The 25,044-nt window shown below is 71.1% G+C and carries 25 protein-coding genes; 14 read left to right on the forward strand and 11 right to left on the reverse strand.

Features of this window, described 5'->3' with window-relative positions; all coding sequences use genetic code 11:
- Nucleotides 1-1,257 precede the first annotated feature (1,257 nt).
- Entirely contained in the window at nucleotides 1,258-2,922 is a 1,665-nt protein-coding gene (locus tag AB0K60_RS36850; protein ID WP_364066238.1) for a substrate-binding and VWA domain-containing protein, read from the forward strand.
- 27 nt (nucleotides 2,923-2,949) lie between these two features.
- Here AB0K60_RS36850 and AB0K60_RS36855 read toward each other — a convergent pair whose 3' ends face one another.
- Genes AB0K60_RS36855 through pstS form a run of 5 tightly spaced genes read right to left on the reverse strand, consistent with a single transcriptional unit; the run spans nucleotide 2,950 to nucleotide 7,503 of the window.
- A complete protein-coding gene (locus AB0K60_RS36855) occupies nucleotides 2,950-3,699 on the reverse strand; it encodes a response regulator transcription factor (protein WP_364066241.1) in 750 nt (249 codons plus the stop codon).
- Nucleotides 3,700-3,731: 32 nt separating this feature from the next.
- Nucleotides 3,732-4,508, reverse strand: a complete 777-nt coding sequence (gene pstB, locus AB0K60_RS36860; RefSeq protein ID WP_364066244.1) for a phosphate ABC transporter ATP-binding protein PstB — start codon at nucleotides 4,506-4,508, stop codon at nucleotides 3,732-3,734.
- Nucleotides 4,509-4,521: 13 nt separating this feature from the next.
- A complete protein-coding gene (gene pstA / locus AB0K60_RS36865; RefSeq protein ID WP_364066246.1) occupies nucleotides 4,522-5,406 on the reverse strand; it encodes a phosphate ABC transporter permease PstA in 885 nt (294 codons plus the stop codon).
- Nucleotides 5,403-6,383, reverse strand: coding sequence for a phosphate ABC transporter permease subunit PstC (gene pstC / locus AB0K60_RS36870; RefSeq protein ID WP_364066249.1), 981 nt, complete (start codon nucleotides 6,381-6,383; stop codon nucleotides 5,403-5,405). The genes pstA and pstC overlap by 4 nt, the downstream gene beginning before the upstream one ends.
- Before the next feature lie 4 nt (nucleotides 6,384-6,387).
- Nucleotides 6,388-7,503 (reverse strand): phosphate ABC transporter substrate-binding protein PstS, encoded by a 1,116-nt coding sequence (gene pstS / locus AB0K60_RS36875; RefSeq protein WP_364066251.1) that lies wholly within the window; start codon nucleotides 7,501-7,503, stop codon nucleotides 6,388-6,390.
- A gap of 194 nt (nucleotides 7,504-7,697) precedes the next feature.
- On the opposite strand from pstS, the gene AB0K60_RS36880 reads away from it, so the two are divergent.
- From AB0K60_RS36880 to AB0K60_RS36895, 4 genes are all read left to right on the forward strand, one after another.
- Complete coding sequence (locus AB0K60_RS36880; protein ID WP_364066254.1) at nucleotides 7,698-8,186, forward strand: low molecular weight protein-tyrosine-phosphatase; 489 nt, start codon at nucleotides 7,698-7,700, stop codon at nucleotides 8,184-8,186.
- A 5-nt stretch (nucleotides 8,187-8,191) separates the two neighbouring features.
- On the forward strand, nucleotides 8,192-9,004 hold the full coding sequence (locus AB0K60_RS36885) for a fructosamine kinase family protein (RefSeq protein ID WP_364066256.1): 813 nt from the start codon (nucleotides 8,192-8,194) through the stop codon (nucleotides 9,002-9,004).
- Between the two features lie 205 nt (nucleotides 9,005-9,209).
- Complete coding sequence (locus AB0K60_RS36890) at nucleotides 9,210-9,809, forward strand: hypothetical protein (protein WP_364066259.1); 600 nt, start codon at nucleotides 9,210-9,212, stop codon at nucleotides 9,807-9,809.
- Nucleotides 9,810-9,883: 74 nt separating this feature from the next.
- A complete protein-coding gene (locus tag AB0K60_RS36895) occupies nucleotides 9,884-10,600 on the forward strand; it encodes a class F sortase (RefSeq protein ID WP_364066262.1) in 717 nt (238 codons plus the stop codon).
- Here AB0K60_RS36895 and hisN read toward each other — a convergent pair.
- From hisN to aroA, 3 genes are all read right to left on the reverse strand, one after another.
- A complete protein-coding gene (gene hisN, locus AB0K60_RS36900) occupies nucleotides 10,581-11,363 on the reverse strand; it encodes a histidinol-phosphatase (RefSeq protein ID WP_364066264.1) in 783 nt (260 codons plus the stop codon). The genes AB0K60_RS36895 and hisN overlap by 20 nt on opposite strands.
- Before the next feature lie 66 nt (nucleotides 11,364-11,429).
- Nucleotides 11,430-12,452, reverse strand: a complete 1,023-nt coding sequence (gene rsgA, locus AB0K60_RS36905; protein ID WP_364066324.1) for a ribosome small subunit-dependent GTPase A — start codon at nucleotides 12,450-12,452, stop codon at nucleotides 11,430-11,432.
- Nucleotides 12,449-13,729 carry a 3-phosphoshikimate 1-carboxyvinyltransferase gene (gene aroA / locus AB0K60_RS36910; protein ID WP_364066266.1) on the reverse strand — a complete coding sequence of 427 codons (1,281 nt, stop codon included), beginning with the start codon at nucleotides 13,727-13,729 and terminating at the stop codon, nucleotides 12,449-12,451. The genes rsgA and aroA overlap by 4 nt, the downstream gene beginning before the upstream one ends.
- Nucleotides 13,730-13,854: 125 nt before the next feature.
- Between aroA and AB0K60_RS36915 the strand changes: the two genes are divergently transcribed.
- Nucleotides 13,855-14,613 (forward strand): SOS response-associated peptidase, encoded by a 759-nt coding sequence (locus AB0K60_RS36915; RefSeq protein WP_364066268.1) that lies wholly within the window; start codon nucleotides 13,855-13,857, stop codon nucleotides 14,611-14,613.
- A gap of 208 nt (nucleotides 14,614-14,821) precedes the next feature.
- Nucleotides 14,822-15,151 carry a TraR/DksA C4-type zinc finger protein gene (locus AB0K60_RS36920; protein ID WP_364066271.1) on the forward strand — a complete coding sequence of 110 codons (330 nt, stop codon included), beginning with the start codon at nucleotides 14,822-14,824 and terminating at the stop codon, nucleotides 15,149-15,151.
- Nucleotides 15,152-15,180: 29 nt separating this feature from the next.
- On the opposite strand, the gene AB0K60_RS36925 is transcribed toward AB0K60_RS36920, so the two are convergent.
- Nucleotides 15,181-15,921 carry a methyltransferase domain-containing protein gene (locus tag AB0K60_RS36925; protein ID WP_364066273.1) on the reverse strand — a complete coding sequence of 247 codons (741 nt, stop codon included), beginning with the start codon at nucleotides 15,919-15,921 and terminating at the stop codon, nucleotides 15,181-15,183.
- A gap of 155 nt (nucleotides 15,922-16,076) precedes the next feature.
- Between AB0K60_RS36925 and AB0K60_RS36930 the strand changes: the two genes are divergently transcribed.
- The 6 genes from AB0K60_RS36930 (at nucleotide 16,077) to AB0K60_RS36955 (ending at nucleotide 21,091) form a co-directional block, all read left to right on the forward strand.
- Nucleotides 16,077-16,760, forward strand: coding sequence for a sigma-70 family RNA polymerase sigma factor (locus AB0K60_RS36930; protein ID WP_364066275.1), 684 nt, complete (start codon nucleotides 16,077-16,079; stop codon nucleotides 16,758-16,760).
- Complete coding sequence (rsrA, locus tag AB0K60_RS36935) at nucleotides 16,757-17,050, forward strand: mycothiol system anti-sigma-R factor (protein WP_364066277.1); 294 nt, start codon at nucleotides 16,757-16,759, stop codon at nucleotides 17,048-17,050. Before AB0K60_RS36930 ends, rsrA begins: the two co-directional genes overlap by 4 nt.
- 9 nt (nucleotides 17,051-17,059) lie before the next feature.
- Entirely contained in the window at nucleotides 17,060-18,013 is a 954-nt protein-coding gene (locus tag AB0K60_RS36940; RefSeq protein WP_364066280.1) for an NAD-dependent epimerase/dehydratase family protein, read from the forward strand.
- 216 nt (nucleotides 18,014-18,229) lie between these two features.
- Nucleotides 18,230-19,579 carry an HD-GYP domain-containing protein gene (locus tag AB0K60_RS36945; protein WP_364066282.1) on the forward strand — a complete coding sequence of 450 codons (1,350 nt, stop codon included), beginning with the start codon at nucleotides 18,230-18,232 and terminating at the stop codon, nucleotides 19,577-19,579.
- A complete protein-coding gene (locus AB0K60_RS36950) occupies nucleotides 19,536-20,840 on the forward strand; it encodes an HD domain-containing phosphohydrolase (RefSeq protein ID WP_364066284.1) in 1,305 nt (434 codons plus the stop codon). The genes AB0K60_RS36945 and AB0K60_RS36950 overlap by 44 nt, the downstream gene beginning before the upstream one ends.
- A gap of 38 nt (nucleotides 20,841-20,878) precedes the next feature.
- On the forward strand, nucleotides 20,879-21,091 hold the full coding sequence (locus tag AB0K60_RS36955) for a biotin/lipoyl-binding carrier protein (protein ID WP_364066287.1): 213 nt from the start codon (nucleotides 20,879-20,881) through the stop codon (nucleotides 21,089-21,091).
- Between the two features lie 3 nt (nucleotides 21,092-21,094).
- On the opposite strand, the gene AB0K60_RS36960 is transcribed toward AB0K60_RS36955, so the two are convergent.
- A complete protein-coding gene (locus AB0K60_RS36960; protein ID WP_364066289.1) occupies nucleotides 21,095-21,475 on the reverse strand; it encodes a hotdog domain-containing protein in 381 nt (126 codons plus the stop codon).
- A 254-nt stretch (nucleotides 21,476-21,729) separates the two neighbouring features.
- Between AB0K60_RS36960 and AB0K60_RS36965 the strand changes: the two genes are divergently transcribed.
- Nucleotides 21,730-23,319, forward strand: coding sequence for a serine/threonine protein kinase (locus AB0K60_RS36965; RefSeq protein WP_364066291.1), 1,590 nt, complete (start codon nucleotides 21,730-21,732; stop codon nucleotides 23,317-23,319).
- 15 nt (nucleotides 23,320-23,334) lie between these two features.
- On the opposite strand, the gene AB0K60_RS36970 is transcribed toward AB0K60_RS36965, so the two are convergent.
- On the reverse strand, nucleotides 23,335-25,005 hold the full coding sequence (locus AB0K60_RS36970) for an acetolactate synthase (RefSeq protein WP_364066293.1): 1,671 nt from the start codon (nucleotides 25,003-25,005) through the stop codon (nucleotides 23,335-23,337).
- Nucleotides 25,006-25,044 lie beyond the last annotated feature (39 nt).

Genomic DNA, 25,044 nt, shown 5'->3' on the forward strand with positions numbered 1-25,044 from the left:
CCCGGTAGTTAAGCTTTCCAGCGCCGATGGTACTGCATTCGAAGGGGTGTGGGAGAGTAGGACGCCGCCGGACATCTTCATAGTGTGAAAGGCCCCCGGGCCGGGATTTATGTCTCGGTGTCCGGGGGCTTTCGCATGTCCGGGGACGCGTGATTTGGGTCCGGCTTGCTGGTGCGGGGCGGGGTCGGGCATGGCCCTTGGGACGGGGGCTTGGCAGGCGCGGGTGCCTCTGGGGCTGGCGTATGTGCGCGTGGTGTGCGCGTTCTCGGGCCTGGTTTCCCGCCTGCGGTGCCGGGGCTGGAGCTCCGAGGGGTCAAGGCAAGATGTCCGGTCGCGGGCCGGGCATGCATCACAACCCTCAACACTCCCCAATCCAATCGCGGACGCCTGACCCTAGACTCCCGCCGACCGCTTGGCGGTGCCGTCGGTCGCCGGGCAAATGATCATCATCGGCATGGTGTCAGTGCGGTTCGGCCGGTTGGCCGCCGTTACCGGGCACCGGCCACCTTCGTACTCCTCCTCGCCGTACCGGTGCCCATACAGACAAACAGGTGCCCATGCAGGCGAATCCACGCTGGGCGGCTGGAGCGCCGGAACGGAGCCCGCCCGGTTGACCCGACCTTGCCGCGGACCGGTTACCTTCGCACTCCTCCTCGCAGTACCGGTGCGCATGCAGGCGAATCTGCGCGGGGCGGGTGGAGTGGCGGTAAGGAGCTCGCCCGGCTGGGCGACGTTGCCAAGCAGCCGGCCACCTGCGTACTCCTCCTCGCAGTACCGGTGCGCATGCAGGCGAATCTGCGCGGGGCGGGTGGAGTGGCGGTAAGGAGCTCGCCCGGTTGAGCGACGTTGCCGGGCACCGGCCACTTTCGTACTCCTGTCCGCAGGCGGAGGGTGGCGGTGGTCAGGATTAGGGGGCTTTTGGGGGGATGTGTCGGGTTGGGTGTTGGGTTGACTTTGTGGGATCACTTTGGAAACTGAGGGTTGTGAAGTGGGTGGGGTCAAAAGGGTCCAAACAGGCGGCGTGTAATTAATGTTGTCGTGACTGTCGACACGCTACGCTACTGCCACTCAAGGCATCTCCCGCAAATGGCTCGTCTCGGCTGATTGGTGTTGGTCAGCGTGGATGGTAGGCACCATGGTCAAGAGCTCGCAGTCAGACGGGATCGGGATGGTCCGCAGCATCGCCGCAGAGCCGGGCGGGTACGGACGATCGCCGGTGTCGTTGTGGGGCTCGGGCTGCTGGTGAGCCTCACCGGCGTGACCTACTCACTGTTCAGCGAGCCGGTTTGCGAGGGGCGTTCACAGCTCATCGTGGTGTCCGCGGCCGACATTCACCCGGCGTTGCAGAGCATCGCCCGCCGATACGAGTCGGAGCACTCCTGCGTGAGCATCGAGACGCGCATCCGCCCGTCGGCCGACGTCGCCGAGGACATCGTGAGCATGGCCGACCGGCCGGACGTGTGGATTCCCGACTCGTCGGTCTGGGTGGACCTCGCCAACCTGCGGTCACAGGACGCCGGCAGCGGGCCCGATGGGGTGAGCCAGACGACGCTGCTCCAGCCGATGCTGGAGAAGGGCCGGTCCATCGCCCGCTCACCGGTCATCGTCGCCGCGATGGAGACGACTGTCCAGAAGCTGCGCGACGGCCGCGACCAGACGAGCTGGACGATGTTCATCCCCGGCACCCCGGAACACGAGCGGATGTCGAAGGCGGTCGTCCGGCTGCCCACCCCGGGCCGGTACGCCGTGGGACTGGCCGCGCTCAGCGTGATCGGCGCCGTCGCCGACCAGCGGCCCGATCTCGCGGAGGCGGCGAACGAGGCCGTCTTTCAACTGCGGAACTCGGTGGTCGCGGACGAACGGACCCTGTTCGAGGTCTTCGACGACGTCAAGACGAAGGACCCGGTGGTCGTCGCCAGCGAGCAGGCCGTCCTGGCGCACAACTCCGCCGACAGCGACCGCCCGGTGACCGGCGTCTATCCCCGTGAGGGCACCCTCGCGCTCGACTATCCGTACGTCGTGACCACCACGTCCGCGGAGAGCCGCAGGCTGGCCGAGGAGTTCCGGCGTGCCATCGCCTCGCCCTGGGGACAGCAGGCCATCAGGAACTCCGGGTTCCGCACGCCGGACGGCAAGGGCGGCCCGGCGCTGTCGCCGGCCAACGGGCTGCTGACGAAGGAGCCTCCGCGCATCCCGCCCCCGGACGCGGCCACCTCGCTGCGCGGGCTGCTCCAGGCCCGCCTGCTCGTCGCCGACACCCGCGCGCTGCTCCTGCTCGACATCAGCGGCTCGATGGACCGGAAGGTGCCCGGCACCAAGCAGACCCGGGCACAGGCCACCGTACGGCTCGCGGAGGCGGGCGTACGCGCCCTGCCCAAGGGCAGCGACGTCGGCCTGTGGGTGTTCGCCACCAAACTGGGCGACGGCAAGGACCACCGCGAACTGGTGCCGCTCGGCCCGCTCGAGGAGAAGATCGACGGGCGCACCCACAAGCAGGCCGTGATCGACGAGCTGCGCCGCCTGCCGCGCAAGACCAAGGGCGACACCGGCCTGTACGACTCGGTGCTGGCCGCGTTCCGCGCCGCGTCGCAGAACCCGGTGCCGAACAAGCTCACCTCGATCGTGGTGTTCACCGACGGGAAGAACGACGACGATGACGGCATCTCCCTGAAGGAGCTGCTGGCGACGCTGAAACGCGAGTTCGTGCCCACCCAGCCGGTCACGATCTCGCTCATCGGCTACGGCCGGGGCACGGACGCCGAGGAACTGCACGAGATCGCCGCCGCCACGAACGGCGTGGCGAAGGTCGCCAAGAACTTCGACGAGGCCGAGCAGATCTTCCTGTCGCTGATCGCCAAGCGCGCCTGCATGACGCAGGAGGGCTGTGAGGAGTGGCGGACCGGAGCCTCGCTGGACAGCTGACCATGCCGGGCCCCGGCGGCCACGAGATCAGTCCGACGGGGCTCGGTCCGGCGCGGTCCGCTGCGGGGTGACGAGGCGGTAGCCGACACCCCGCACGGTCTGGATGAGCCGGTCCTCGTCGTCGCGCAGCCGGGCCCGCAGGCGCTTGACGTGCACCGCGATCGTGTTGGTGGACATGGTGTCGTCCGAGTGCCACACGTGGCGCATGATCTGCTCGCGCGTCACCGTCCGGTCCGCGTTGCGCATGAGGAAGTGCAGCAGCTCGAACTCGCGCAGCGGCAGGTGCACCAGCATGCCGCCGACGCGCACCTGGTAGGCGGTGATGTCGAGCTCCACGTTGCCGATCGTCAGCACCGCGCGATCCCTGCGCAGGTCGCCGGCGACCGCGCCCTGCACGAGGGGCAGCAGCTCGGGCACCCGGTACGGCCGCGCCACGCACGCGGTGGCCCCGGCGTCGAGCGCGCGCACGGCCTGCTCGGCGTGGCCCTCGCCGATGCCGAGCAGGACCGGCACGCCCTGCGCGAGCCGTACCGCGCGGACGAAGTCGACGGCGTTGATGACGGTCAGCGTGGAGCTGACCAGCACCACGTCAGGCCGGAGGGCTCCGACCTGCAGCAGGGCGCTGGCGCCGTCGAAGGCGCCGGTCACCTCGACGCCTTCGGCTTCCAGCGCGGTGGCCAGCTCCTTGACGATTTTCGTATCAGGGTCGGCGACCAGCAGTATGGGCGCCGACCGTTGTGGAACGTCCGCCAGGGATGCCATGTGCGGCTGGTCCACCCGTTTCTCCTCGAGATGGAACTCGCGACGAATCAGCCGAACCGCCCGGTGATGTAGTCCTCGGTCGCCTTCTCCGTGGGGTTGGTGAAGATCTTCGTGGTCTCGCCCATCTCGATGAGCTTGCCCGGCTCGCCCTGCGCGGCCAGGTTGAAGAACGCGGTCTTGTCGCTGACCCGGGCGGCCTGCTGCATGTTGTGCGTGACGATGACGATCGTGTAGTCGCTCTTGAGCTCGTTGATCAGGTCCTCGATGGCGAGGGTCGAGATCGGGTCGAGCGCGGAGCACGGCTCGTCCATGAGCAGGACCTCGGGCTTGACCGCGATGGCCCGGGCGATGCACAGCCGCTGCTGCTGCCCGCCGGACAGGCCCCCGCCGGGCTTGTGCAGCCGGTCCTTGACCTCGTTCCACAGGTTGGCGCCCTTGAGGGACGCCTCGACCACGTCGTCGGTCTCCGACTTCGGCACCCGGCCGAGGAGCCGCAGGCCGGCCGCGACGTTCTCGTAGATCGACATGGTGGGGAACGGGTTGGGCCGCTGGAACACCATGCCGATGGTGCGGCGCACCGAGACGGGATCGACGTCGGAGCCGTAGAGGTCCTGGTCCTCCAGCCGGACCTTGCCCTCGACCCGGGCGCCGGGGATGACCTCGTGCATCCGGTTGAGCGTCCGCAGGAACGTGGACTTGCCGCAGCCGGACGGCCCGATGAACGCGGTGACGGAGCGAGGCTCGATCGTCATCGAGATGCCTTCGATCGCCTTATGCGACCCGTAGTACGCGTCGAGGTCGGCGACTTCGATCTGTTTGGCCATTTGCTTGCACCCCTTATCGGTTTCCGGCGGGGGCTCGCCACCTTGCGATGAGGCGTGCCGCCAGGTTGAGCAGCATGACGATCAGGATCAGCGTGAGGGCCCCGGTCCACGCGCGGGCGATGGCGGTGTCGGTCGGGCGTCCCGCCTGGTCGAACACGTACAGCGGCAGACCCATCTGGGGCCCGCTGAACGGGTCGGAGTTGATCGAGTCGGTGAAGAAGACCGTGAGCAGCAGCGGGGCGGTCTCGCCGGCGACGCGGGCGATGGCCAGCATGATGCCGGTGACGATGCCGGTGAACGCGGTCGGAATCACCACCCGGAGGATGGTCCGCCACTTGGGCACGCCCAGCGCGTACGCGGCCTCGCGCAGTTCGCCCGGCACGATCCGCAGCATCTCCTCGGTGGAGCGGACCACGGTGGGCAGCATCAGGATGGACAGCGCGATCGCGCCGGCGAATCCGGAGAAGCCCATGCCGAGCACGAGCACCCAGAAGGCGAGCACGAACAGACCGGCGACCACGGACGGGATGCCGGTCATGACGTCCACGAAGAAGCTGATGGCCCGCGACAGCCGACCGCCCTGCGCGTACTCCACCAGGTAGATGGCGGTGAGCAGGCCGATCGGCACGGAGATGACGGTGGCCAGGCCGACCTGCTCCAGGGTGCCGAGGATGGCGTGGTACGCGCCGCCGCCGGCGTCCCGGGCGCCGATGTTGCGCATCGAGTGGGTGAGGAACTCGATGTCGAAGCGCTGGATGCCGTTCGCGATGACCAGCCACACCACCGACACCAGCGGGACGACGGCGATCGCGAACGCCAAATAGACCAGAGCGCGGACGATCTGGTCCTTGATCCTGCGGCCCATCGAGATCGACTGGATTCCCTGGGGGAGGCTCATGCGGCGGCCCTCGCGTACTCCTTGCGGCGAGCGATGATCAGGCGGGCGGCGATGTTCACCAGCAGGGTGATGATGAACAGCACGAGCCCGGAGGCGATCAGCGCGCCGCGGCCGATCGGGGTGGCCTCGCCGAAGCCGTTGGCGATGTTGGCGGCGATGCTGTTGCCGGTGGGCCCGAGGATCTGGAAGGAGATCTGGAACGTCGCGGGGAAGATGAGCGCGACGGCGATCGTCTCGCCCATCGCGCGGCCGAGGCCGAGCATGGACGCGCTGATCACGCCGGGCCGCCCGAACGGCAGCACGGCCATCCTGATCATCTCCCAGCGGGTGGCGCCGAGGGCCAGCGCCGCCTCCTCCTGCATCTTGGGCGCCTGGAGGAACACCTCACGGGAGATCGCCGCGATGATGGGCAGGATCATGATGGCCAGGACCACCGACGCGGTGAGCATCGAACGGCCGACGACCCGATCCCCGCCGAACAGCGGAATGAAGCCCAGGTAGGTGTTGAGGAACTCCGACGGTCCCTGCATCAGCGGCACCAGGAAGATCACACCCCACAGGCCGTAGACGACGCTGGGCACGGCCGCGAGCAGGTCGATCACGTAGCCCAGCACGCCGGCCATTCGCCGCGGCGCGTAGTGGGAGATGAACAGGGCCACGCCGATCGCCACCGGGGTCGCCATCAGCAGGGCGAGCAGGGAGCTGAGGAGGGTCCCGAAGGCCAGGGCGGCGATGCCGAATGCCGGCGGGTCGCCGTTGGGCGTCCAGGTCAGGTCGGTGAGGAAGTTCCCCGCGTTCGCCTGCAGCGCCGGGATCGCCTCCGCGATCAGGAAGACGGCGACCGCCGCCATGATCACGAGGACGATGATCCCGGCGCCCGTGGTCAGGTACCGGAAGGGTCCCTCACCCTGAGAGCGCCGGAAGGCGGACCGGCGCGTGGCCGGCCCGCCCTCACGTGTACGGAGTGGCGTGGCCATCGGGTTAGGAGATCGCCTCGACGGCCGTGCGGACCTTGGCGAGCAGGGTCGCCGGGAGCGGGGCGTAGCCCAGCTCGGTCAGCTTCTGCTGGCCGGCGTCGCTGGCGGTGTAGCCGAGGAACGACTTCACCAGCTCGACCTGGTCGGCCGGCAGACCCTTCTCACAGGTGATCTCGTAGGTCACCAGGACGATCGGGTAGGCGCCCGCCGCGCTGGTGGCGTAGTCGATGTTCAGCTTGAGGTCGTTGCCGGTGCCGGCGATCTCGGCGGCCTCCACGGTCTTGCCCGCGCTCTCCGGGGTCAGCTCGACGAACTCACCCGAGCCGTTGGCGACCTTGGCCTTGGAGAGGCTGGAGTTCTCCGCGTAGGAGAGCTCGACGTAGCTGATCGCGCCGTCGGTGCTCTTGATCGCCTGGGCGATGCCGTCGGAGCCCTTCGCGCCCTGGCCCTTCGCCTCGGCAGGCCAGGCTTTCGCGGGCTCGTACGGCCAGTCGTTGGCGGCCGCGGCCTTGAGGAACTTGGTGAAGTTGTCGCTGGTGCCGGACTCGTCGGAGCGGTGGAAGGCCTGGATCGGCGTCGACGGGAGCTTGGCGTCCGGGTTGTCCTTCTTGATCGCCGGGTCGTCCCACTTGGTGATCTTGCTGTTGAAGATGCCGGCGATCGTCGTGGGCGACAGCTGCAGTCCGTCGACCCCCGACAGGTTGTAGACCACGGCCACCGGGCCGGTCACCATCGGCAGGTTGATGGCCTTGCCGGTCTTGCAGCGCGCGTCGGCCTGGGGGGCCTCGTCGTCCTTCAGGGCGGAGTCCGAGCCGGCGAAGGCGACGGTGCCCTGAATGAACGACTGGATGCCCGCGCCCGAGCCGCTCGGCTGGTAGTTGATGTTCACACTCGGGTTCTGCGACTGGAAGGCCTTCTTCCACTCGTCGATGGCGTTCGCCTGGGCGGAGGAGCCGGCGGCGTTGATCGTGCCGCTCAGATCGCTGCCCCCGCTCGAGGCGGGGGCCGCCGAGGCGCCGGTGCTGCCGCCGCCACCCGTGTTGTTATCGGTGCCGCACGCCCCCAGCGACAGCACGCCGGCGATAGCGACGGCCGCAGTGAGCCGGCCTGCGTAGTTCACTGTTCTCTATCCTCCTACTTTGTCCTTCGTCGGTTAGGACGGTAGGCAGCGAAGGTGACTTGATCCCCCGACAAAGGTGAACGAGTGGTGAACGGGACGGGTCACTCCTGTGGCACTTGGCGGCCGGGGCGGCGGAGGCGTCGTCGAGCCAGGTGTCGCCGGTGCGGAATCATCCGGTGCGGAATCATGAGGGCATGATGCGAATCTGCCTAGTGTGCCTGGGGAACATCTGCCGGTCGCCGATGGCCGAAGTGGTGCTGCGCTCGGCGCTGGAGCGGCACGGCCTGACGGACGTGGCCACCGTGGACAGCGCCGGAACCGGCGGGTGGCACGTGGGCGAGCCGATGGACGAGCGCGCGGCGGCGGCGCTGTCGGCGGCCGGTTACGACGGATCCCGGCATCGGGCCAGGCGGTTCGAGGAGCGGTGGTTCGCCGAGCGGGACCTGATTCTCGCCATGGACCGGGAGAATCTGCGCGCTCTGCGGCGCGTGGCCCCGCCCGGGAGCGATGTGCGGCTGTTGCGGTCGTTCGACCCGGACGCGCCCGAGGGGGCCGAGGTGCCGGACCCGTACTACGGCGGCGAGGAGGGCTTCACGCGGGTTCTGGCGATGGTGGAGGCCGCCGCCGAGGGCGTCGCCGAGCACGTCGCGCGGGTCGTCGGCCGACCCCTGGGGCGCAGGTGATCGGGGTGCGGATCACGGCGGACCTCGGCCGCAGTCATCGCTGGACGCTGCACTGCGGCGAGCTGCCCGGCGGTCGGCAGGTCTTCGTCAAGCGCGCCGCGGACGTCGGCGTGGACTTCGCCTCCGAGGCGGCGGGGCTGCGCTGGCTGGGGGAGGCTGGCGCGGTGGCGGTGCCGGAGGTGGTCGAGGTCGGCGGGGACCGGCTCGTGCTGGGGTGGATCGAGACCGGCGCGCCGACCGACGAGGCGGCCGAGCGGTTCGGGCGCGACCTGGCCCGCCTGCACCGGGCGGGGGCGGATGGGTACGGCGCCCCTTGGCCGGGGTGGATCGCCGAGCTGCCCATGGACAACGGCCCGGCCGCGGACTGGCCGACCTTCTACGCCGAGCGGCGGCTGCTGCCGTTCGTACGGCTCGCGCGCGACCGCGGCCGATTGTCGGACGACGAGGTCCGCAGCATCGAATCCGTAATATCCGTATTGCCGGAAATATCTGGACCGCCGGAAATGCCCAGCCGGATTCACGGCGACCTGTGGAGCGGCAATGTCCTGTGGTCGAAGGACCGCGGCGCGGTGCTCATCGACCCGGCCGCGCACGGCGGCCACCGCGAGACCGATCTGGCGATGCTCGCGCTTTTCGGCGCGCCCCGGCTGAGCAGGATCATGGCCGCCTACCGGGAGGAGGCGCCGCTGGCGGAGGGGTGGCGGGACCGGGTGCCGCTGCACCAGTTGCACCCGCTGCTCGTGCACGTCTGCCTGTTCGGCGAGGCCTATCGCAGCAGCCTGCTCGAGGCGGTCAACCGCACGCTCGCCCTTTCATAGTATATGTCCCAATACATCCGATTTGACTGGAATGCTGTGATATTCGCTAATAAAGCGACTTAGCGTACGATATGAAGTGCTAATAATCGGTAAACGGGTGACCAGATAGCCCGGACAGCCGTTTCATTGGCCCCGGAAGCGGTGAACTCTCCCGATGCGGCTGCAAACCACATCAATCGGGCCGCAGAAAACCGTCGGGGGCAAGATGAAGAAAATCGCATTCGCGAGCGTGGCGACGCTCGGACTTCTCGGAACGGCCGTGGTGCCGGCGTTCGGTGCAACGAGCCTCACGCAGAGCCTGCAGCAGACGGCTCAGATCTCCGCCGCCGCCAACGTCCACTGCAAGGTGCGGCACTGGGCGCACCGCCGGGGCTTCCGCGACGCCATCCGCGGGGACGCCTTCGCGGGCCGCAGGGGACACCTCGGCGCGCACCACGGGCATCACCGGTTCCACAAGGACATCGACTTCGACCGCGACGAAGACAAGAACGTCAACGACGTCGTCCACGTGGAGAAGCCCGTAGCGACCGACGCGACCGGGGAGAGCGACCTGCTCGGTAAGCACCACCACCACAGGGGCCACAAGCACGACCGCAAGCCGATCTTCGACATCGACGTCAAGCGGCGTGACCGCCACGAGGACCGTGCCGCCCACGACCAGATCCTCCTCGCGCGTGACGCCGGGCGCATCGCCCACCGCTGGGACGAGCGCAGGCTGTGGGGCACCGAGAAGTGGTGCAGGGGCAGGCCGGTGGCCGGCGTCCACGCGGGCGGCGGCTGGCACGCCAAGTCGCGGCACAGGTGATCCGGTTTCACGGACCGTCGGGATCGGCCGGTGAACCCGCGGGTTCGCCAGATCGGCCGGCGAGCGACCGCCGCGTGCTGAACGCGGCGGTCGCCGTCCTGGCGCTCGCCGGCATCGCGGCTCTGACGCCCGGAGCGGCGATGGCCGAGGTGACGGGCGGGGCCGTACGGTCTCGCCCGGACCCGCCGCTCATGGCGGAGCCGCCGTTCCCGCGATCACCGCAGACCCGGTCCGGGCGGACCGACGCCGACCAGACCGGGACCGAGCAGGCCGGGATCCGGCAGACCAGGGTCAAGCGGGCCCGGTCGCTCCGGATGGGATTCGCGATTCCCACCCGGATCCGCATCCCGTCCATCGGGGTCGACGCGCCGCTCGTCAAGATCGGCCTCGATCGCCGGGGCAGGCTCCAGCCACCCCCGCTCCACCGGGCCGGGGTGGCCGGCTGGTACGTCGGCAGCGCCAGCCCCGGGCAGATCGGACCGGCCGTGGTGACCGGCCACATGGACACCAGGACCGGCCCCGCGGTGTTCTACCGGCTCCGCCAGGTGCGCAACGGCGCGCGGGTCTACGTGGACCGGCGCGACGGCAGCACCGCGGTCTTCGCGGTGCGCAAGCGCATCCGGGTGCCGAAGACGTCGTTCCCCACCGACCGGGTGTACGGCGACATCGGCAAGGCCGGGCTGCGGATCATCACCTGCGGCGGGCCGTTCGACAATCGCACCCACCACTACCGGGACAATCTCATCGTGTTCGCCCAGCTGGTTCGGGCGATCAACTCCCGAGCCGCTTGAGCACCTCGCCATGGAGCAGGCCGTTGGTGCAGACGATGCTCCCGCCGTCCACGTTCGGGGCGCCGGACAGGTCGGTCCAGGTGCCACCGGCCTCCTCCACGATCACCGTCAGCGCCGCCATGTCCCATGGGGACAACTCGGGCTCCGCCGACACGTCGACGGAGCCCTCGGCGACCATCATGTGCGACCAGAAGTCGCCGTACGCCCGGGTCCGCCACACCTCGCGGGTCAGGTCGAGGAAGGGATCGAGCCGGCCCTGCTCCTCCCAGCCGTGCAGGCTGGAGAACGACAGCGAGGCGTCCGACAGCCTGCCCACCGAGGACACCTGGATGCGCGTCGCCTTGGCGAGGCTGCGCCCGGCGTACGCGCCCTGCTCGCGGGCCGCCCACCAGCGCCGCCCCAGCGCCGGGGCCGAGACGACGCCGACGACGACCCGGCCGCGCTCCATCAACGCGATGAGCGTCGCCCACACCGGCACCCCGCGCACGTAGTTCTTGGTGCCGTCGATGGGGTCGATGATCCAGGAGCGCGTGCCGTACCCGGTCTGGCCGAACTCCTCGCCGACGACGGCGTCGCGCGGCCGGGCGCGGCGCAGCGTGCCGCGCAGCAGCTCCTCGACCGCCCGGTCGGCGTCGCTCACCGGAGTGAGGTCGGGCTTGGTGTCCACGCGCAGATCCCCGGCGCGAAACCGGCGCATGGTCAGGTCGTCGGCGGTGTCCGCCATCACGTGCGCCAGCCGCAGGTCGTCGTTGTATGCGCTCACAGGGCAGAACGGTAGCGCGCCCCCATGACCCGCCACAGTCTCAGACATGTCTCGATCGGCCCACGATCAGCCCATCGGGCCGTTTTCGTCCGGTTCAAGCGCGCCCTCACGGCTCGCCAGCAGCCGGCGCAGCGACTCCAGCCGGGCCGGCAACGCGTGCCCGGCCCGCACCCACTCGTCCAGCGCGCACTCCGCGCCCAGATGCGTGCAGCCCTTGGGGCAGTGCACGGTCCCCTCGATCAGGTCGGGAAAGCCCGCCAGTACGGTCTCCACCGACACGTGGGCCAGCCCGAACGACCGCACCCCGGGCGTGTCGATGATCCACCCGCCCTCCGGCAGCTCGAGCGCGATCGCCGAGGAGGACGTGTGCCGGCCCCGCCCGGTCACCGGGTTGACGTGCGACACGGCCCGCCCGGCGTTCGGCACCAGCGCGTTGACCAGCGTGGACTTGCCCACCCCCGAGTGGCCGACGAGCACGCTCACCCGGTCGGCGAGCAGCGCGCGCAGCTCGTCGAGCGGGCCGCCCTTGCGCGTCACCACGTGCGGGACGCCGAGCGGCGCGTACAGCGCCACCAGCTCGCCGGGGTCGGCCAGGTCCGCCTTGGTAAGGCACAGCAGCGCGTCGATCTCGGCGTCGAACGCCGCCACCAGCATGCGGTCGATCATGCGCGGGCGGGGCGGCGGGTCGGCGAGGGCGGTGACGATCACGAGCTGGTCGGCGTTGGCCACGATCGGCCGCTCGACCTCGTCCACGTCGTCGGCGCTGCGGCGCAGGATCGAGGTGCGCGGCTCGACCCGCACGATCCGGGCGAGCGTGTCGGGCCGGCCGGAGACGTCCCCGACCAGGCTCACCCGGTCGCCGACGACGATGCCCTTGCGCCCGAGCTCGCGCGCCTTCATCGCGGTCACCGTCACGTCCGGGTCCCTGCGGCCCGCGCCGCGCACCAGGCAGGTGTAGCGGCCCCGGTCGACGGCGACGACGAAGCCCTGCACGGCGTCCTCGTGCGCGGGACGGCGCCGCGTCCTCGGCCGGGATCCCCTGCCCGGCCGGACCCGGACGTCGTCCTCGTCGTACTGCCGCCTTCTCAGCCGTCGTCCCCCAGCATCCGCGCCCACATCCGGGCGAACTCCGGCAGGGTCTTCGCCGTGGTGGCGATGTTCTCCACCTCGACGCCGGGCACCACCAGGCCGATCACCGCGCCCGCGGTGGCCATGCGATGGTCCTCGTAGCTGTGGAACACCCCGCCGCGCAGCGGCCGCGGCCGGATCTCCAGCCCGTCGGCGGTCTCCCGGGCGTCGCCGCCGAGCGCGTTGATCTCGGCGGCGAGCGCGGCGAGCCGGTCGGTCTCGTGCCCGCGCAGGTGCGCGACGCCGCGCAGCGTCGAGGGCCCGTCGGCGAGCGCGGCCAGCGCGGCGATCGTCGGGGTGAGCTCGCCCACGTCGTGCAGGTCGGCGTCGATGCCGCCGACCCGGCCCGTGCCGGTCACCCGCAGGCCCTCCGGCACCCGGGTCACCGTGGCGCCCATCTCGGCGAGCAGGCCGCGCAGCGCGTCGCCGCCCTGCGTGGTGCGCTCGGGCCAGCCGGGCACGGTGACCTCGCCGCCGGTGACCAGGGCGGCGGCGAGGAACGGCGCCGCGTTCGACAGGTCGGGCTCGACGGTGAGGTCCAGGGCGGCGATCGGGCCCGGCTCGACCCGCCACACGTCGCGCTCGCCGTCGTCCACCCGCGCCCCGGCCTCGCGCAGCATCCGCACGGTCATCTCGATGTGCGGGGCGGACGGGACCGGCGGGCCCACGTGGCGGACGGTGACGCCCTTGTCGAAGCGCGGGGCGGCCAGCAGCAGGCCGGAGACGAGCTGGGAGGAGGCCGAGGCGTCCAGGGTGACCTCGCCGCCGCGGATCGGGCCGCGGATCGTGAACGGCAGCGCGTCCCCGTCCACCCGCGCGCCGAGCTCGCGCAGCGCCGCGAGCAGCGGGCCCATCGGGCGGCGGCGGGCGGCGGCGTCGCCGTCGAAGCGCACCTCGCCGTCGGCGAGGCCCGCGATCGGCGGCACGAACCGCATGACCGTGCCGGCCAGGCCCACGTCGATCGACGCCCCGCCGCGGATCGGGCCGGGCACCACATGCCAGTCGGCCGCCGAGACGCTCTCGTCGGAGGCGGTCAGCCCCGCGCCGAGGGCGCGCAGCGCGGCGGCCATCAGGTCGGCGTCGCGGCTGCGCAGGGCCCGCCGTACGGTGCCGGGGGCCTCGGCCAGCGCCGCCAGCGGCAGCGCCCGGTTGGTCACCGACTTGGAGCCGGGCAGGCGGACGGTCGCGCGGACGGGCCCGCTCGCGGTCGGCGCGGGCCACAACAAGGTGGCGGACATGCTCGAAAGCCTATCGAAGGCGGGCCCCCGCGGCGTCAGGGCGGCGCGCGCCGTACGGGTGATCGTTCGCTCAACTGTGCGAGAGATACGTGCGATCGAGGCTTGACGATGGCATGGTGGAACTCATGTGCGGAAGGTACGCGTCGGCTCGCAAGAAGTACGAGCTGCTGGAGGAGTTCCAGGTCGCGGTGGACGGCGCGCCCGAGGAGGAGCTGCGACCGGACTACAACGTCGCGCCGACCAAGAAGGTCTACGCGGTGCTGACCCGGCCCCTTAAGGACGCGGAGAACGCCGAGCCGGTCCGCCAGCTGCGCATCCTGCGCTGGGGCCTGGTGCCGAGCTGGGCCAAGGACCCCTCAGTCGGCTCCCGCATGATCAACGCGCGGGTGGAGACCGTGGCCGAGAAGCCGTCGTTCCGCCGGGCGTTCGAGCGGCGCCGCTGCCTGCTGCCCGCCGACGGCTACTACGAGTGGTACGCGGGGGAGGACGCCGGTCAGGCGGGCGGGGGCGGCAGGGCCGCCAAGCGCAAGCAGCCCTACTACATCCACCCCGCCGACGGCTCGGTGATGGCGATGGCCGGGCTGTACGAGTTCTGGCGTGACCGCACCCGGCCCGACGACGACCCCGAGGCCTGGCGGGTCACCTGCACCGTCATCACCACCTCGGCGCAGGACGAGCTGGGCCGCATCCACGACCGGATGCCGATGATCATTGCGCGGGAGCGGTGGGCGGACTGGCTCGACCCCGGCCTGACCGCCGCCGAGGAGGCCAGGCGGCTGCTGGTGCCCGCCGGCCCGGGCCTGCTCGCCCACCATCCGGTCTCCACCGACGTCAACAACGTCCGCAACAACGGCCCCGAGCTGATCGAGCCGCTGGCCGTATAGCACGGGCGAACCCCGGGCGAACGCCGGGTTAACCACGTCCGTGTCACTGGCGAGTGTAAGACGCTCGCCAAGTGGGCATCCGGTGAGCAACGCGGTGCACCTAATTCCCCTGTTCATATTTAAACAAATTCGAAAGCGGCCTATCTGAACGCCGGCGGGAGACCGGGGGTCCCGACCGGCCGATGCCCCATACCCGGAGGTGTGGTCCGTGGACGATGTCAAGGTTCGCAAGCGTCTGAAGAGCATGCTGGACGACCTGGAGCGGTCGATCAGGACGCTGCGGGACGAGCCCGGCGGCGAGCGGTCGGCCGCCGACGCCGGCGCCGGTCTGACCGAGGCCGACCGCCTGCAGGCGATGCTCGACGTGGCCTCCCGGCAGCGCTCGGCCGTGCTGAGCGCGCTCAAGCGCCTGGACGAGGGCACCTACGGACGTTGCGTCGACTGCGCCCGTCCCGTCCCCGAGGGCCGTCTTGAGGCGCGGCCCGAGGCCGACCGCTGCGTGCAGTGCCAGTCCAAGCTGGAGCGACGCCGCCACTGAGCGCACGGTTGGGCACGGCCCAAAAACGCTCAGTCGCGCCTGGCGCTCGCCACCAGGTGGATCCCCACGGTGTCGTCGTCGTCCGGCCGGGACTCCAGCTCGGTCCGCACCAGCCGGCTCAGCGACCGCGCGTCGTACAACAGCACGTGGTCCACGGTGGACGGCGACAACACCGTGCGCGGCCGTACCCACTCCACGGTCAGCCCCGCGCCGGTGAGCAGCTCGCGCAGCTGGGCGCTGGAGAAGCACCGGGTGATGCTGCCGTCCGGCCACGGCACGAGCATGACCTCGCCGGTCTGCCGCAGGTGCGCCCAGAAGTTCTGCTCGGCGAGGATCGCCATGCCGAGCACGAGCGAGTCGACCGAGATCAGCATGCGCCCGCCCGGCCGCAGCACCCGGGCCGCGTCGGCGAGCGCGGACTCGGCCATGATCTCGACCGACAGGGCGCGCTCCTCGGCGATCACCCCGTCCACGCTCGCGTCCGGCAGGAAGGACAGGTCGTCGGCGCGGACGCGGCGGATGCGGTCGTCGGCGGCGTCGCGCAGCCAGGGCTCGGCGCTGCGGCGGAAGTCGAGGACCTCGATCACCTGATGGCCCGCCCGCGCGGCCTGCGCGGCCCAGCGTCCCCGACCGCCGGAGATGTCCAGCAGCAGCGCGGGTCGCTCGGGGAGCCACTGCCGCAGCTGCTCCGCGGCGACGGCGTTGTAGAAGGTCCAGTACGGCCCGAGCGCACCTGAACCGTTCAGTTCTTTCGCCGGAATTGGCAGCACGAGCGGCTCCTGGACGTCGGGGCTCTCCGTGGGATCGCTACTAACCGGTACGTAGGTTTTTCCCCGCACCGGGTCGTTCGTCACCTTCATCTTGGCGCGGGAACAAGATGGTACGACGCCGGTGTTTCAAGCGGGCATAAGAATGAGGAGGTTTCATGCTGCTTGCCCCCGTTGCTGACCGAGCGGCCGTGGATGAGCCGGTATTCTCGGCTTGGTACGGCGGTTCTAAGGGGGTGGGTCCGGTCTCCAACGTAGCGACGGAGACTCTGGAGCAGCGCGGAGATCGGTTCGAGCGGGACGTGATGCCCTACCTCGACCAGCTCTACTCGGCCGCGCTCCGGATGACCCGCAATCCGGCGGATGCGGAGGATCTCGTTCAGGAGACCTTCGCCAAGGCGTTCGCGTCCTTCCACCAGTTCCAGGAGGGGACGAACCTCAAGGCGTGGCTCTACCGCATCCTCACCAACACCTTCATCAACTCCTACCGCAAGAAACAGCGGGAGCCGAAGCAGTCGGGCGCGGAGGAGGTCGAGGACTGGCAGCTCGCGCGCGCCGAGTCGCACACCTCGAGCGGCCTGAAATCGGCCGAGATCGAGGCGCTCGAGCACCTCCCCGACAGCGACGTCAAGCAGGCGCTCGCGGCGCTGCCCGAGGAGTTCCGCATCGCGGTCTACCTCGCCGACGTGGAGGGCTTCCCGTACAAGGAGATCGCCGACATCATGGGCACGCCGATCGGCACCGTGATGTCGCGACTGCACCGCGGCCGCCGTCAGCTGCGGACGCTACTTGAGGACTACGCGCGCGAGCGCGGACTCGTGCCTTCGGAGGACCGGCGATGAGTTGCGGAAATCCCCACGAGACCGACTGTTCGGACGTGCTTGACCGGGTTTACGCCTACCTGGACGGCGAGCTCGACGACGACTGGTGCGGCGACATCCGCCGCCACCTCGACGAGTGCGGCCCGTGTCTGCAGGAGTACGGTCTGGACAAGGTCGTCAAGCAGCTCGTGGCCAAGAGCTGCGGCTGTGACCCGGTGCCCGAGGACCTGCGCGCCCGCGTCATGTCCCGCATCGAGCAGGTCCGTGTCGAGATGGTGGAGAACATCGAGGCCGAGCGCCTTACCCCGTAGGCTTCCCGCATGCGTGTACTGGTTACCGGGGGAGCCGGTTTCATCGGATCCAATCTCGTCGATCGGCTGCTGGCCGACGGGCACGAGGTCGCGGTCGTCGACGACATGTCGTCGGGCGACCAGGAGAATCTCGTCGACGCCGCGAAGCACGACGGCTTCGCGCTCTACGAGATGGGCGTGGCCGAGCCGGCGCTGACCGGCGTGATGGAGGCGTGGCGGCCGGAGGTCGTGTGCCATCTGGCCGCGCAGATCAGCGTGCGCCGGAGCGTGGCCGAGCCCGCGCACGACGCGCGGGTCAACGTCGAGGGCACGATCAACGTGCTGGAGGCCGCCCACAGGGCCGGGGTGCGCAAGGTGGTCTTCGCCTCCTCGGTCGCGGTGTACGGCCGGCCCGCGGTGATCCCGGTGCCGCACGGCGCGGCCACCGACCCGCGCTCGCCGTACGCGGCCTCGAAGCTGAGCGGCGAGCTGTACCTGGCGACCTACAACGCGCTGTACGGCCTGGAGTACACCACGCTCGTGCTGTCGAACGTGTACGGCCCGCGCCAGTCGCCCGAGGGCGAGGCCGGCGTGGTCTCGATCTTCACCGACGCCCTGCTCGCGGGCAAACCGACCGTCGTCTACGGCGACGGAGGCCAGACCCGCGACTACATCTTCGTCGAGGACGTCGTGGACGCCTTCGCCAAGGCCTGCGGCCCGCGCGGCAACCGGGAACGATACAACCTCGGCACCGGCCTGCAGACCACCGACCGTGAGCTGCACCGCCTGGTGGCCGCCGCCGCGAACGCGCCCGACGAGCCGGGCTTCGCGCCACCGCGGCTCGGCGACCTGCCCGCCATGGCCGTCGATCCCGCCCCCGCCCTGGCGGGCCTGGGCTGGCGGCCGCGCACCGAGCTGGCGGTGGGCCTGAAGGCGACGGTCGAGTGGGCGCGCCGCCGCCGGGAGGCGCTTGGCACCGCCTAGTCGCTTGGCACGGCGTAGCCGCTTGGCAGTGCGTAGTTGTTTGATTACATATTGGATGCGATTGGCGGACCCGGCGGCCCGGCGACGTCGTTTTCTGTAGCCTGAAAGGCGGAAATTCCGACGTGGGGCCGCTGATGGCGAGGGAAGTGCTCACCCGGGAGGTGACCGGCATCTCCTGGACCTGAGCGTGCCCCGGCCGATGCCGAGGTGGCCGTCGTGCGTGAACTCCCGTGGCCCGCGAGGGTCTACATCGTCGCGCTGGTCACAGCGGTGGCGGTGCTGATCTGGCGTACCTTCATCACCGGCGGTGGGCTGGGGGGCCCCGACTGGCGGACGCTGGTCGTGCTCGCGCTGCTGTTTCTGGTCTGCGAGTCGGTGCCGACGCTGCTCAACGTCGAGCAGACCGCCATCTCGGTGAGCTTCTCCGCCGTGCTCGCCGCCGTGGTCCTGGTGGGCCCGCTGGGCGCCACCCTCGTCGGCACCGTCGCCGTGCTGAGCGTGCGCCCCGGCCTGCCGCTGGTGAAGCGCCTGTTCAACGGCGCCCAGTTCGCGATGTGCGGCTACGTCGCCGGCGAGGTCTACCGGCTGGCGGGCGGTCCTCCGGGGCCGCCCGTCGTGCCGTTCGCCGACCTGATCGGGCCGTACGCCGCGGCGGCGGCGGTCTTCGTGCCGCTCAACGTCCTGCACATGGCGATCCTGCTGCGGCTCGCCTCGGTGGTGCGCGGCGACCAGGTGCCGATCGGCGACACCGCCCGCTTCTTCGCCTCCTACCTCGGGTACGCGACGTTCGGCCTGCTCATCGCCGGGCTGTGGGCCACCGTGCAGTCGATCTCGGCGGTGCTCGTGCTGCTGCCGATGTTCGTCGCCCGCTGGGCCTTCGGGCAGTACCGCGCCCAGGAGCGCTCGTACGAGGCGACGATGGCGGCGCTGTGCCAGGCGGTGGAGACCAAGGACTACTACACGCGCGGCCACTGCACCCGGGTGTCCAAGGCGGCGACGATGATCGCCATGGAGATCGGGATGAGCGGCGAGCGGCTGCGCGCCATCCGCTACGCCGGCATGCTGCACGACGTGGGCAAGCTCGGCGTGCCCACCAAGGTGCTGCAGAAGGAGGGCAGCCTCACCGAGGAGGAGTACGCCGCGATCCAGCTGCACCCCATGCGCGGCCTGGAGATCGTGCGCGGCATCGACTTCCTCGACGAGGCGTTCGCCGGGATCATGCACCATCACGAGCGGCAGGACGGCAAGGGCTACCCGATGGGCCTGGCCGGGGACGAGATCCCGGAGTTCGCCCGCGTGATCGCGGTCGCCGACGCCTTCGACTCGATGACCTCCGACCGCTCCTACCGCAGGGCGAAATCCCCCGAGACGGCGATCGCGGAGCTGCGCAAGAACGCGGGCACCCAGTTCGACCCCTCCATGGTCGACGCGTTCGTCGCCGCGCTGCGCCGGGAGGGCTGGGATCCGCCCGGGAGGGTGACCGCCCCGCCCACCGACTCCGACCAGACAGTGATCAAGGATCATGACGACCCGACAACGCCCATCCAGGTCGCCGCGGAGCGATAGCCGCCCCCACGCCAGGCGGCGGATCGGCCCGGGCCTGCCGCTGCTCGGCGTCGCCGCCGGCCTGCTCACGGTCGCGGGCGTGGCGCACGTCGCCGCGACCGGCCTGGTCGAGACGGACGTCGCCATCGCCTTCGGCGCGCTGATCGCCTGCGGCGAGCTCGCCCGGATGACGATGCCGGGCAACCGCGAGACCGCCCCGATCTCGACCGCCGCCGCCCTCGGCTACGCCATGCTGCTCGACGTGGAGGGCCGCCCCGCCGGGCACACCGCCCTGCAGGTGATCGCGGTGACGGCCGTCGGCGTGATCGCCGGCGCGCTGCCGCACCTCGCCGTCGGCCGCCCGCCCCGGATGGAGGCGATGGCCCGGCGGCTGCTCGCCGTCGCCCTGGTCGCCGTCCTCTACCGCCCCTTCAGCGGCGAGCTGTACGCCTCCACCGGGTACGGGACGCCGCAGGGCCAGTGGTGGCTCCCGCTGGCCGCGATGGTCACGCTGGTCGCCGCGATGCTGCTCGCCGACGTCGCGGTCGCCGCCGCGCTGCGCGCCGGGCGGGTGCGCACCGCCCTCGCCGTCGCGATCCGCGACGAGATGCGCATCGCCGGGCCGCTCGGCGCGGCCGTCGGCGCCTCCGGCACGCTGCTCGCGCTCGCCTCGCACAGCATGGGCCTGGTCGCCCTGCTGGTGTTCGCCGCGCCGCTGCTGGTGACCCAGGTGGCCTTCCGCAAGTACGCCGGCATCCGGGCCACCTACCTGCAGACGGTGCGGGCCCTCGCCCGGGTCCCCGAGGTCGGCGGCTACGTCGACCACGGGCACTCGCGCCGGGTGAGCCGCCTGTCGCTGGCGATCGGCCGGGAGCTCGGCATGTCCGAGCCGGAGCTGCTGGAGCTGGAGTACGCGGCGCTCATGCACGACATCGGGCAGCTCTCGCTCGCCGACCCGATCCCCGGGGGCGCCACCGTGCTCACCGACCGGGGCCAGGCCCGGCGCATCGCCGAGCTGGGCGCCGAGGTGATCCGCAAGACCGGGGTGCTCGACCGGGTGGCCGAGATCGTGCGCCGCCAGTGCGACGCCCCCGGTCCCGGCGTGCCGACGGCGAGCCGGATCATCAAGGTCGCCAACGCCTACGACGACCTGGTCGGCGGGTCGGACGACCGGGACCGGGCCGCGGCGGCGCTGGAGCGGCTGCGCGCGGACACCGGCGAGGAGTTCGACCCGGCCGTGGTCGACGCGGTGGTCACCGTGGTCCGGACGGGCGGCCAGTAGGGTGGTGACTCGCCGATCGCCGGTCGAAGGAGTGTGCCGTGGCGGAAGTGCGCGCGGAGATGGTGGCGAACGTCTTTCAGGTCGTGGTGACCGAGGGGACGACCGTGGACGTGGGCGACACGCTGGTCATCCTGGAGTCGATGAAGATGGAGATCCCGGTGTTGGCCGAGGATCCGGGCACGGTCCTGCAGATCAAGGTCGCCGAGGGCGACGTCATCCAGGAGGGCGACCTCATCGCCGTCATCGAGTAGGCGTCAGCCGTACAGCTTGGCGAGGAAGCGCTCCCGGTCGACGACCACGCGCTCGATCACTCCGGCGGCGACGACCCGGTCGCGGTCGCGGGCGATGAAGGAGAAGACGAGCCGCCGGCCGTCCACCTCGGTGAGCTCCGCGACGATCTCGACGTGCGCGCCGACCGGGCTGGCGGCCCGGTGCTCGAGCTCCACCCGGGTGCCGACCGAGGTCTGACCGGGCTCCAGCCCGTCCCGCACCGCCTGGACGGTGGCGGCCTCGGCCAGGGCGAGCAGACGCGGCGTGGCGAGCACGGGCACGTCGCCGCTGCCCACGCGCGTCGCGGTGTCCCCCCGCTCCACCATGACCAGGATCTGGGCGCGGGCACCCAGGCTAAGCGTCATGGTCGTCACCTTATAGGCTGGAATCCACGTGCCGAGGGAACCGGTGGGACGGGGGCGTCCGGCCGAATCCCGGGCACGCGCAACCGGCTAGGTCTACCCTGTTTCGCGGCGCTCACACGGGGAGAGCGAGAATCATCGCCACCCGTCCTCCGGATCTTGTGATCTGCGTGTGATCTGTCCGCGATACGAATCTGCTTTGTTGTCAAGACTGGGGTGTAAAGAGTCGTACCACTACAAGGGGGGTACGGGGGACCATGGTGGCCCAAGGGACGACCCTGGCGGGGCGTTACCGCTTGGACGACCGGCTCGGCGCCGGCGGCATGGGCGAGGTGTGGCGGGGCGAGGACATCGTCCTTGCTCGCACCGTCGCCGTCAAACTGTTGCTTCCGGACCGCATGAACGACCCTGGTTTCGTGGTGCGATTCCAGGGCGAGGCCCGCGCCATGGCGACGATCAACCACCCGGGGGTGGTGGACGTCTACGACTACGGCGTCACCGAGGTGCCGGGCGACGGGCCGACCGCGTTCCTGGTGATGCGTTTCGTCGACGGGGAGCCCTTGGACCGGCTGCTCACCCGGCTCGGCCGCATCGCCCCCGAGCCCGCGATGGAACTGATCGCCCAGGCCGCCGACGCGATGCAGGCCGTGCACGAGCGGGGGATCGTGCACCGCGACATCAAGCCGGGCAACCTGCTGGTGCGCGCCGACGGGCGGCTCGTGCTCACCGACTTCGGCATCGCGCGGTCGGAGGCGGCCAACCGCCTCACCGACGCCGGCATGGTGCTCGGCACCGCGGCCTACTGCGCGCCCGAGCAGGCCGAGGGCCAGCCGGTCACGCCCCTGGTGGACATCTACGCGCTCGGCGTGGTCGCCTACGAGTGCCTGGCGGGGCAGCGCCCTTTCGACGGCGAGTCCCCCGTGACGATCGCCCTCAAACACATCCGGGAGGCGCCGCCCCCGCTGCCGCCTGAGCTGCCGCCCGCGGTCAGGCACGTGGTCGAGCGCGCCCTCGCCAAGGATCCCGGCAGCCGCTGGCCGAGCGCCGCCGCGATGGGCCAGGCCGCCCGCCAGGCCATCCTCACGCCGGCCGCCGCCGGGACGCAGTCGCTGCAGGGGGAGCCGCCGCCCACCCACCATCCGCCCCCGTACGCCCAGCCGTACCCGAGCGAGCCGTACCCGAGCGAGCCGTACCCGAGCGAGCCGTACCCGAGCGAGCCGTACCAGCAGACGCTCACCGGCCAGGGACACGCCCGGCCGCGCCGCAGCCGGGCGGGGCTGTTCACCGGCATCGCCGTCGGGGCGGCCCTGTTCGGCGGGCTCGCGGCCTTCGGCATCAACAGCGTGGCGGCCACCGGCGACCAGGAGAGCCCTCCGGCCGCGATCCGCTCGGGCGCGGGCGATCCCTCCGTCGGGTCGACGCAGGCTCCGCAGGAGAGCCCGCGGCCGACCAGGCCCCGGACCCACAGGCCCCCCACGAAGGAGCCGGCCACGTCCCGGCCCTCGCGTACCCCCAAGCCGTCATCGACTCCCTCGACGTCCTCCACGCCCAAGCCCACCAAGACCACCACTTCCCCGACCCCGACGCCCACCGTGCTGCGGAAGGTGCCGTACGTGGAAGGGCTCTCCGAGCAGGAGGCCCTGGCCACGCTCCGGAAGGCGGGCCTGTCCGCCCGGGTGGTGGTGAGCGACGATCCCGACACCGGGCTGTGCACCGAGGTGCTCGCCCAGGATCCGGAGCCGGAGCGCAGGGTTCCGGCGGGCACCGCCGTCCGGCTCGTGGTGGACCGTGGGGTCGAGTGTCCCGGCGAGGGTTCCCCGACGCCGTCCCCGACGCCCTCCCCATGACTAGACGCCCCGTGACTAGACGCCGGTGGTCGTGCGCGGATAGGCGACGGCCGGATCGGTGATCACGTTCACCAGGTACGGCACGCCCGCGTCGAACGCCCGCCGCAGCGCGGGCCCGAGCTCGTCCGGCGAGGTGACCATCTCCCCGCCGCCGCCCAGCGCGGTCACCACCTGGTCGTAGCGGGTCTGCGGGCGCAGCTCGGCGGCCACGTCGTAGCCGTACAGCATCTGCATGGGGTGCTTCTCAAGACCCCACATCCCGTTGTTGCCGCAGATCATGACGACGGGCAGGTTGTGCCGCACGAGGCTGTCCACGTCCATCAGGGAGAACCCGGCCGCGCCGTCGCCGAGCAGCAGCACCACCTGCGAGGAGGGCCGGGCCAGCCGGGCGGCGATCGCGTAGCCGAGGCCGGTGCCGAGGCAGCCGTAGGGGCCGGGGTCGAGCCAGCAGCCGGGCTGGATCGGCTCGATGTACTTGCCGGCGTAGGACACGAAGTCGCCGCCGTCGCCGATGATCACCGCGTCGTCGGCGAGCACCTTGTTCAGCTCGCCGTAGATGCGCATGGGGTGGATCGGGTCGGCGTCCGAGGAGAGCAGCTCGGCGTCGCCCGACCTCGCCGCCGCGTCGGCCTCCGACAGCTTCGCGAGCCAGGGCGCGTACCGCGTGGGGGAGACCTTGGCCTCGGCGCACGCCGAGCTCAGCCCCCAGAAGACCAGGGAGAGGTCGCCGGCGGCGGATCCGGCGGGCTGGATGTGCTCGGCGATCTGCGAGGGCGCGTCGGCCAGGTGCACGACCTTGGCGAGCGGCAGGTCGTTCTTGCCGCCGAACCAGCCGTAGCCGAGGCGGAAGTCGAGCGGGGCGCCGGCGACGATCACCAGGTCGGCCTGGCCGAAGGCGACGCCACGGGCGCGGGTGACGAGCAGCTCGTGCCCCGAGGGCAGGATGCCGCGGCCCTGGCCGTTGGGGATGACCGGCAGGCGGTACTCCTCGGCGAAGTCGCGGGCGGCCTCCTCGGCGCGCTCCATCCACACGTCCGAGCCGAGCACGAGCACCGGCCGCTCGGCCTCGGCGATGAGGCGGGCGATGGCGGCGAGGGCGTCGGAGTCGGGTTCCAGCGGCGAGGGGGTGAGCGGCTCGGGGTCGGCCCCCGCACCGGACTCGGCGGCGGGCTCGGGCACGGGGGCGAACAGGTGGTCCATGTAGAAGTCGAGGAACACCGGGCCGCGGTGCGGGGCGATGGCCGACCGGAAGGCCATCGCCACGTCCTGCCCGATGCTCTCGGCCGAGGACGCGGTGAAGGCGAGCTTGGTGATCGGCTCCACCAGGGGCGGGTGGTCCATCTCCTGCAGCGCGCCCGAGCCCCAGCGCGACAGCGGCGCCCTGCCCCCCATCACGACCACGGGGGAGCCGTTGAAGTGCGCGGTGGCCACGCCGCTGACGCCGTTGGTGACGCCCGGCCCGGCGGTGAGCACCGCCAGCCCCGGCTGCCGCGTCAGCCGCGCCGTCGCCTCGGCCGCGAACACGGCACTCTGCTCGTGGCGCACGTCGAGGATGCGCGTCTTCTCGTGCACGGCTCCGTCGTAGAGGGGGAACACGTGCCCGCCCGACAGGGTGAACATGGTCTCCACGCCATAGGTGCGGGAGACGGCGACAGCGATGTCACCGGCGTGCTTTGCAGAGTCCATGCGCGAACGTTACCAGCGGGTCACTTAGGCTGAGAAGCG

The organism is Thermopolyspora sp. NPDC052614 (genome assembly GCF_040678635.1).
Taxonomy (GTDB): domain Bacteria; phylum Actinomycetota; class Actinomycetes; order Streptosporangiales; family Streptosporangiaceae; genus Thermopolyspora.

What these genes read in the sequence shown, in the direction of transcription:
- pstB (WP_364066244.1), bottom strand. Translation starts at nt 4,508, where the DNA reads ATGGCCAAACAGATCGAAGTCGCCGACCTCGACGCGTACTACGGGTCG.
- pstA (WP_364066246.1), bottom strand. Translation starts at nt 5,406, where the DNA reads ATGAGCCTCCCCCAGGGAATCCAGTCGATCTCGATGGGCCGCAGGATC.
- pstC (WP_364066249.1), bottom strand. Translation starts at nt 6,383, where the DNA reads ATGGCCACGCCACTCCGTACACGTGAGGGCGGGCCGGCCACGCGCCGG.
- AB0K60_RS36880 (WP_364066254.1), top strand. Translation starts at nt 7,698, where the DNA reads ATGATGCGAATCTGCCTAGTGTGCCTGGGGAACATCTGCCGGTCGCCG.
- AB0K60_RS36890 (WP_364066259.1), top strand. Translation starts at nt 9,210, where the DNA reads ATGAAGAAAATCGCATTCGCGAGCGTGGCGACGCTCGGACTTCTCGGA.
- aroA (WP_364066266.1), bottom strand. Translation starts at nt 13,729, where the DNA reads ATGTCCGCCACCTTGTTGTGGCCCGCGCCGACCGCGAGCGGGCCCGTC.
- AB0K60_RS36915 (WP_364066268.1), top strand. Translation starts at nt 13,855, where the DNA reads ATGTGCGGAAGGTACGCGTCGGCTCGCAAGAAGTACGAGCTGCTGGAG.
- AB0K60_RS36930 (WP_364066275.1), top strand. Translation starts at nt 16,077, where the DNA reads ATGCTGCTTGCCCCCGTTGCTGACCGAGCGGCCGTGGATGAGCCGGTA.
- rsrA (WP_364066277.1), top strand. Translation starts at nt 16,757, where the DNA reads ATGAGTTGCGGAAATCCCCACGAGACCGACTGTTCGGACGTGCTTGAC.
- AB0K60_RS36940 (WP_364066280.1), top strand. Translation starts at nt 17,060, where the DNA reads ATGCGTGTACTGGTTACCGGGGGAGCCGGTTTCATCGGATCCAATCTC.
- AB0K60_RS36950 (WP_364066284.1), top strand. Translation starts at nt 19,536, where the DNA reads ATGACGACCCGACAACGCCCATCCAGGTCGCCGCGGAGCGATAGCCGC.
- AB0K60_RS36960 (WP_364066289.1), bottom strand. Translation starts at nt 21,475, where the DNA reads ATGACGCTTAGCCTGGGTGCCCGCGCCCAGATCCTGGTCATGGTGGAG.
- AB0K60_RS36965 (WP_364066291.1), top strand. Translation starts at nt 21,730, where the DNA reads ATGGTGGCCCAAGGGACGACCCTGGCGGGGCGTTACCGCTTGGACGAC.
- AB0K60_RS36970 (WP_364066293.1), bottom strand. Translation starts at nt 25,005, where the DNA reads ATGGACTCTGCAAAGCACGCCGGTGACATCGCTGTCGCCGTCTCCCGC.